General features: G+C 38.6%; 6 protein-coding genes. 2 read left to right on the top strand and 4 right to left on the bottom strand.

Annotated elements, in window-relative coordinates; translation table 11 throughout:
* From ADH31_RS04915 to ADH31_RS09735, 4 genes are all read right to left on the bottom strand, one after another.
* Nucleotides 1-2,393 (bottom strand): Spy0128 family protein (locus ADH31_RS04915; RefSeq protein WP_049509262.1); only part of this gene is annotated, 2,393 nt, incomplete at its 3' end.
* Nucleotides 2,394-2,805: 412 nt separating this feature from the next.
* Nucleotides 2,806-3,441, bottom strand: a complete 636-nt coding sequence (locus ADH31_RS04910; protein WP_049509261.1) for an SGNH/GDSL hydrolase family protein — start codon at nt 3,439-3,441, stop codon at nt 2,806-2,808.
* 1 nt (nt 3,442) lies between these two features.
* Nucleotides 3,443-4,270, bottom strand: a complete 828-nt coding sequence (locus ADH31_RS04905; RefSeq protein ID WP_049509260.1) for an HAD family hydrolase — start codon at nt 4,268-4,270, stop codon at nt 3,443-3,445.
* Nucleotides 4,271-4,294: 24 nt separating this feature from the next.
* Nucleotides 4,295-5,614, bottom strand: a complete 1,320-nt coding sequence (locus tag ADH31_RS09735) for a CapA family protein (protein ID WP_080980071.1) — start codon at nt 5,612-5,614, stop codon at nt 4,295-4,297.
* Between the two features lie 160 nt (nt 5,615-5,774).
* On the opposite strand from ADH31_RS09735, the gene def reads away from it, so the two are divergent.
* Nucleotides 5,775-6,386, top strand: a complete 612-nt coding sequence (gene def, locus ADH31_RS04890) for a peptide deformylase (RefSeq protein WP_001272935.1) — start codon at nt 5,775-5,777, stop codon at nt 6,384-6,386.
* A 44-nt stretch (nt 6,387-6,430) separates the two neighbouring features.
* A complete protein-coding gene (rlmB, locus tag ADH31_RS04885) occupies nt 6,431-7,159 on the top strand; it encodes a 23S rRNA (guanosine(2251)-2'-O)-methyltransferase RlmB (protein ID WP_049509263.1) in 729 nt (242 codons plus the stop codon).
* Nucleotides 7,160-7,211 lie beyond the last annotated feature (52 nt).

Raw genomic sequence — 7,211 nt, 5'->3', positions numbered from 1 at the left:
GCAAGAGCCTTACTGAAGTCAAACTTAGTCTTAACTGGAGCTACAACATAGTTGTTGAAGACCTTGTCATTCTCACCCTCAGCATGACCACCTGTTGATGTATAGACTGCTTCAACTTCTAGTTTATCCTGAGCATTTTGTGTAACGGTAACTGTAAGAGTAACCTCCATACCATCATAGTCAACATTCGTATCCGAACCAGCAACTTCTGTAATCTTATAAGTGTAAGTACCTGGTTTTTCGAATGTTAGTTGGCTAAAGGTTGCCTTACCATTTTTGTTGGTAACAGTTTCTTGATGTGTACCACCTTCTTGTTTAAGAGTAAAGCTAAAGTCACCGTCGCTCAAAGTACGACCATCAAGAACTTTGCTTACTTCAGGTGTATAAGTTACTGGATCCACTTTAACATAGTAGTAGATAGGTTGTTTATACGGTACTAATGTATTGAGCAAGTCTACGTTTACACCGATCCCCCCTACTCCACGTTCCAATTGAGAGTTTGCAGAAGAGTGACCGATACCATCCCCCAAGAACGGTACAAATACTGTTTTCTTCGGTGTGTAACCTGCAGCTGTTTGGAAGCCAAACTCAACTTCTTTACCATTTGGATAGTTTACACCATTAGTATCCGTAAAAGCAATTGTATGAAGTGGTGTTTTCGTAACGACTAAGTCTTGTGTATTATAATTACCTGGTTTTATAGGTTTAGTCTCTGCTAGCAACATATAGCCATCAGTACTTAATGAACCATCCGAACGTTTGCTTTGTTGTTTTGGATCAAGAAGATAAACACGGACAACAACTGTTCCATCTTCACCGACAATTTCTTTAATCCGTTTAATACCATAACGGTCTGCATCCATAAATTTCGTCCCAACAGTATAAGGACGACTGACATAACCAGATTTATCGTTTGCATCAGCTGTTTGATACAATTTATAGCCTTCAAACTTACGCTCGCCAGATGCTGTAAACTTCTGACCTTCCATAGCTTTAAGAGTGTATTTAGCTAAGTCAACTTCATTTCCATTTGCAACGTAATCTTGAACATTTTTATCAGTCTTATTAGCATTAAATGTTGGATTGTTTTTATCAACTACTCGATAATAAGTTGTTTTTTCAACTACTAATGGAATCTTTGCATTCGTTTCTGTAATGGAACGTCCGTTATACGCTGGTTCAACAGCATTAATAACGTCGTTTGATCGACGAGCAGCATAAACCTCATCAAATAAAACTTTTTCTGTAGAAGTAAGATTGTGTCCAGCTGCCACTAAATCAGTTATACTCTTCCCAACTTCATAACTCAATTGAATAAATGGCTGATCCGTTTTACCAGGTCCACTACCGGCTCCTCTGTCGTAACCGACTTGCCAAGTTAATTCTCCTCTAGAAGCTGTTGTAGTAGTCGCAAATTTTTGAGTTCCACTTGTAGCTGTAACTATTTTAGTTTCCACTATACTGCCAGTAATTTTATCAATCAATTCAACTGTTGTATCTGTAGAAGAATCAAAGTTCTTATAAGCACGAGTATAGTATTTTGTTCCATAACGTTCATTAAACTTAGTAAGATCTACGATACTATATGTATAAACATCTCCTTCTTTTCTTTCATATCCAGCAGGTACATCCTGTGATTTAACAGTTGCACCAACAGGATCTGTCATATTTGGATTTGCTGTTTCACCATCTTTAAGTGTAGTTGTAGTTGCTATTGCTTCTGTGTTATGGTCAGTTGCAGCACGACGATTACGGCGACGACCACCATTTGTAGCTAAAGCACCGGCATTTACAGTATTCTCAGCTGCCAAAGCTAGTGTTTCTGTATCTACTAGTGATTTTGCTTCAACATTAGTTGCACTAGCATTTGTATCAAGGCTTGTTGCCTCAGCAACAGCTGAAAGTTCTGCTTTAGGCTCAGATTTTTCCTCTGATTTAGATTCAGTCCTTTCTTCTGCCTTAGGCTTAGCTACTACAACTTCTTTTGCTTTTGAAGCAGTTGTTGCTACTGGCTTAGAAGTCTCTGGTTTTGCCTCAGGACTAACAGATGTTTTTTCCTCAGGTTTTTCAGCTTTTGTTTCTTCAGATTTTACTTCAGTTGGTTCTGATTTTACTTCTTCAGACTTAACTTCAGGTGTTGATGTTTCTGACTTAACTTCTGAAGTTTCAGAATTAGCTGAAGTTGCCACATCCGTTGATGGCTCTTTCAACTTTTCCTTGTCGTTATTGTCGACTAGTTCAGTATTCTCCGCAGTTTGCTTTGCTACAATCTCAGCAGCATTTACCGCACTACCATTAGCCATCATGAAGCTAAGGGTCGTTCCTAAGAAAACTGATGCGACACCAACTTTGTATTTTCTTAAAGAAAATCGTTGTTGCTCTCTTCTTATCATGTGATAAGTTCTCCTTTTTTAACATTTTAACTAATAATATGTAAGATTATTGAATTTTTCCTAAAATAAAATATTCTTCCCCATAATACCAGTAACGCTAAAAGTATACCATACTACAGGACTTATAGCAAGAATAACGATACTCCAAAACTATATTCGTAAAGTGTATAATATGCATTTATACAGAATATTTAATAGCTATAAATGTTAAATTCACATATCTAAATCTCTATTTTTATTCCTTCTTTTTACTTTATATAGCAAAGAGACTCTAGTATTCAAGGTAATTTATAATAAAAACAAAAAATTCAACTTATAGACTACAGTGAATGTTTATCACTTTTTTATGACTACAAGAAAAATTTTTTTATTATTTATGATTCTTAAACTTATCTTACGTTAGCGAATCAATCTAGAAAATATATTTTTTTAGAGTATTTGATAAAGCCTGGTAACCAGAGACGCTGAGGTGAAGGCCATCTGTTGTGAAGTCTGACTTGAGTTGACTTTTCTGATCTAGTAAGTTCTCAAAAACAGGCACAAATTCAACCTGCATATAGGCAGAGGCAAGGTCTTGATAGGCTTGGTTCCACGCCTTGATTTTCTCGTTGGTACGAATATAAACTGTCTGTTTAAAGTCCTCACCTTCATTGACAGGCAAGATGGAAACTAGCTTTATCTGTGACAGTGGGTAGTCGCGAGAAATGGTTTGAATCACACTCTCGAGATTGGTCAGCGTTTGACTCATGGGAATATCTTTTCCAATGTCATTTGTCCCAATCAAAATCACAATTTGATCCACTGCATCACCATAGAGGTGGGCATCAAGGTTATCTAGTAAAAGTCTGGTCTGATAACCACGAATACCTCGATTCACAATGGTTTTTGACGTTCCCAATAATTCTTGCAAGGGATAATATTCAATAATGGAATCCCCGATAAAAATGATATCTGGATCAATTACCGAAATTTGATTGAGTTCACGATACTTGGTTTGGATTTTCTCCTGCTCTTTCAAGAGCCAGTTTTCTAATAATTGTACTGCCAAGTTATTCTCCTTCTTCTAGCCAGTTTTCTAAAACTTGGTAAACACCTGCCTGACTGTTTGCTGGCGCTACTTCTGTCGCAATTTCCTTGACTCTATCCTCTGCATTTTCCATTGCGTAAGAAATACCTGCCAACTCTAACATTTCAATGTCATTTTCACTGTCTCCAAAAGCTATGATTTGTTCAGGTTTTAAGTTCCAACGTTTGAGCAATTCTTCTAAGCCCCAAGCCTTATGAATCCCATCTTGTAAGATATCAATACAACCATATCCACTAGAAACAGCTCGCACATGACCATCAAATAAGTCGTTGATTTCCTGTAAAACCGAATCGGATCGTTCTTCACCAACAACCATACTCATCTTGAGAACACCACCGAAGAGTTTAGAGTCAAATTCATCGACGAATTGCATTCGTTGATAGAGCTTTTCAATCATCTCTGGAGTCATAAATTTATCTAGTTCTGTAAAAACAGTACCTTTCTTTACAAAACCACCATTCATAGCAGTTACGACAAACTGATCCTGACATTCTCTACCTTTAAAATGGCCCAAAGCCCTATCAACCATGGCATCATCCCAAGTTTGTGCTTGAAGCAATTCATTGTTTTCGAATATCCGAGCACCATTAGCAACTACCAGAACGACTCTTTCTGCTAAATGTCCCAGTAATTGTCTCATACGATGAACTTCATTTCCAGTCGCAATGACAAACCGAACGCCACGGTGGTCCAGCTTATCCAAAATTTTCTCTAAGCGAGGAAGGTCTAATTGACCTCTTGGATCTAACAAAGTACCATCCATATCCGTTGCTACTATCTTAATTTCCATTTTGTCTCCTTGAAATTCGAATCACTACCACTTCAAACCTACATGCTCGTTCATTTCTTTATAGGCTGTATCAATCCGTTGCTTGGTGGCCTCGTCTAACTGACTACGGTATTTCCCACCCTCAATAAAGTCTTCCAGGATAAAAGTTTGGTAAAGATAGAGTGGGTAGCCTTCTGGAGAATAACCTCCCTTTGGAGTACGACTCACCCAGCTTGGATGGGCTTGGGCAGTTTCAATAGTCGTTTTACCAGATTTCTTCTTAATGGTCACATCCATGAGAACTCCACGCTCCGTCCACTTAGCATTTTCCACATCCTGCATGGTTTCAATCCGTTGATTTGAGATGAAATTCCCCATAGAGTAAATGATAAGCTTTTTATCACCGTCTTTTTCAACCGTTTCAGCTGGTTCAACAACATGAGGGTGACCACCAAAGATAATATCAGCTCCCCAATCAATCATTTTATGGTAAAGTTTCTTTTGCTCCTCAGTCGGCTCAATTTGATACTCAACTCCCATCTGAGGCATGATAATTGTAATATCCGCCTCCTTCTCTGCTCGTTCAATTTCAGCCTTCATTTTATCTTCGTCTAAGTCTGAAAGATAACGATTATAATCCTCTTGTGAAATGCTTTGTTCAATACCGTTAAAACCATAGGAATAAGCTAAAATAGCAACTTTAATACCATTAACTTCCTTGATAACTAAAGGAGCCTTATCTCGTGATTCATGGGTATAGACCCCGACAGGTGTCATTCCTGCCTTTTCAATAGCATCTGCAGTTGAAACCACTCCCTCAATCTGAGAATCTAAGATATGATTGTGAGCCAAGTCTAGCACTTGATAGCCTGCATCTTTTATAGCATCCATAACTTCACCCGGTGCATTAAATAAGGGATAACCCGCAAGATAGTGGTCTTTATTTACAGTTCCTTCAAAATCACCAATGACTAAGTCAGCTTGCTTCAGCCAGGGTTTTACATACTCAAAATTTTCATGGAAATCATAGGTGCCGTCTGATTTTTTGGCTGAAATGTAGATAATGTCATGATAGAGCAAATCACCATTTGCCATGATACGCGCACTCGTTTCTTGTTCCGTCTCTGCATTCTTTGCCTGAGAACTTGACTCTTGGTATGCGGAACTTGGATCACTACTGCTTAAATAAATCCCTCGAGCTCCTTCCACTAATAAAGTAAGCATCATCGAGACAGCTACCGAAGCTAACAAGACCACAATAAAAGTGCGATTATTCCACTGCTTATAGTTCCTGAAAAATCGAACGGAATGTCTAATAGCTTGTAAAACGGGACCATTTTTGCTTCTACTACTACGTTGTTCCATATCTTTTCTCCCATAATTTCAAAGTCATATTTCTTACTCTATTATACCACAGACAAATAGGTATTTCCTTTTATTATATTATTTTTTAGCAACTTCTGTGACTTTCTTTCTCATCTGTTTTGTGTTATCATGTAATTGTAATAGAAGGAAAGGAAAGAATATGTCTGCTATAGAACGAATTACCAAAGCTGCTCATTTAATCGATATGAAAGATATTATCCGCGAAGGGAACCCTACTCTTCGTGCCGTTGCCGAGGAGGTCTCTTTCCCTTTGAGTGATCAAGATATCATTCTTGGAGAAAAAATGATGCAATTTTTGAAACACTCGCAAGATCCTGTTATGGCTGAAAAATTAGGTCTACGTGGAGGAGTTGGGCTTGCTGCACCGCAGCTTGATATCTCAAAACGCATCATCGCCGTACTGGTACCGAATATCACTGAGGAAGGGGAAACTCCACAAGAAGCCTATGATTTACAGGCTGTCATGTACAATCCTAAAATCGTCTCACATTCAGTCCAAGACGCTGCCTTAGGCGAAGGAGAAGGTTGCTTGTCTGTTGACCGTGCCGTTCCAGGTTATGTTATCCGCCACGCTCGAGTAACCGTTGACTATTTTGATAAGGATGGAGAAAAGCACCGCATCAAACTAAAAGGCTACAACTCAATCGTAGTTCAACATGAAATTGACCACTTAAATGGCATTATGTTCTATGATCGTATCAATGAAAAAGACCCATTTGAAGTTAAAGATGGCCTGCTCATTCTTGAATAAAGAAAATCCCGTTGCAAGACGGGATTTTGTGTTATAATGAAGATATGAAAACAAACGATATTGTCTACGGTGTACATGCCGTCACAGAAGCTCTTTTAGCAAATACTGGAAACAAACTCTATCTTCAGGAAGATTTACGAGGAAAGAATGTGGAAAAAGTTAAGGAATTGGCTACTGAAAAGAAAGTATCCATTTCTTGGACTTCTAAAAAATCACTTTCTGAGATGACTGAAGGAGCTGTTCACCAAGGTTTTGTCTTGCGCGTTTCTGAATTTGCCTACACTGAACTTGAGCAGATTATTGCTAAAACACGCCAGGAAGAAAACCCACTACTACTAATCCTTGATGGTTTAACGGACCCACATAATCTCGGTTCTATCTTGAGAACAGCGGATGCAACTAATGTTTCAGGTGTCATCATTCCCAAACACCGAGCTGTCGGCGTCACTCCTGTCGTTGCAAAAACAGCAACAGGTGCGATAGAACACGTTCCTATTGCCCGAGTCACTAATCTCAGCCAAACCTTGGACAAACTCAAGTATGAAGGCTTCTGGACATTCGGTACTGATATGAACGGAACTCCTTGCAACAAATGGAATACCAAAGGAAAGATTGCTCTCATCATCGGAAATGAAGGCAAAGGTATCTCAAGCAACATCAAGAAACAAGTAGACGAGATGATCACCATTCCTATGAATGGTCACGTACAGAGCCTCAATGCCAGTGTTGCTGCTGCTATTCTTATATACGAAGTATTCCGAAATCGACTCTAATAAAAAGTGAGGTTGGGACAAAAGATCCCGACCTCACTTTTTATTAGCAATC

Source organism: Streptococcus pseudopneumoniae, from assembly GCF_001072375.1.
Lineage (GTDB): Bacteria > Bacillota > Bacilli > Lactobacillales > Streptococcaceae > Streptococcus > Streptococcus pseudopneumoniae_L.
The sequence above is the reverse complement of the archived record's forward strand: the minus strand, read 5'-3'. Positions and strand labels throughout refer to the sequence as shown.

Coding starts and splice junctions, on each gene's coding strand:
- ADH31_RS04905 (WP_049509260.1), bottom strand. CDS start 4,270: ATGGAAATTAAGATAGTAGCAACGGATATGGATGGTACTTTGTTAGAT.
- ADH31_RS09735 (WP_080980071.1), bottom strand. CDS start 5,614: ATGGAACAACGTAGTAGTAGAAGCAAAAATGGTCCCGTTTTACAAGCT.
- def (WP_001272935.1), top strand. CDS start 5,775: ATGTCTGCTATAGAACGAATTACCAAAGCTGCTCATTTAATCGATATG.
- rlmB (WP_049509263.1), top strand. CDS start 6,431: ATGAAAACAAACGATATTGTCTACGGTGTACATGCCGTCACAGAAGCT.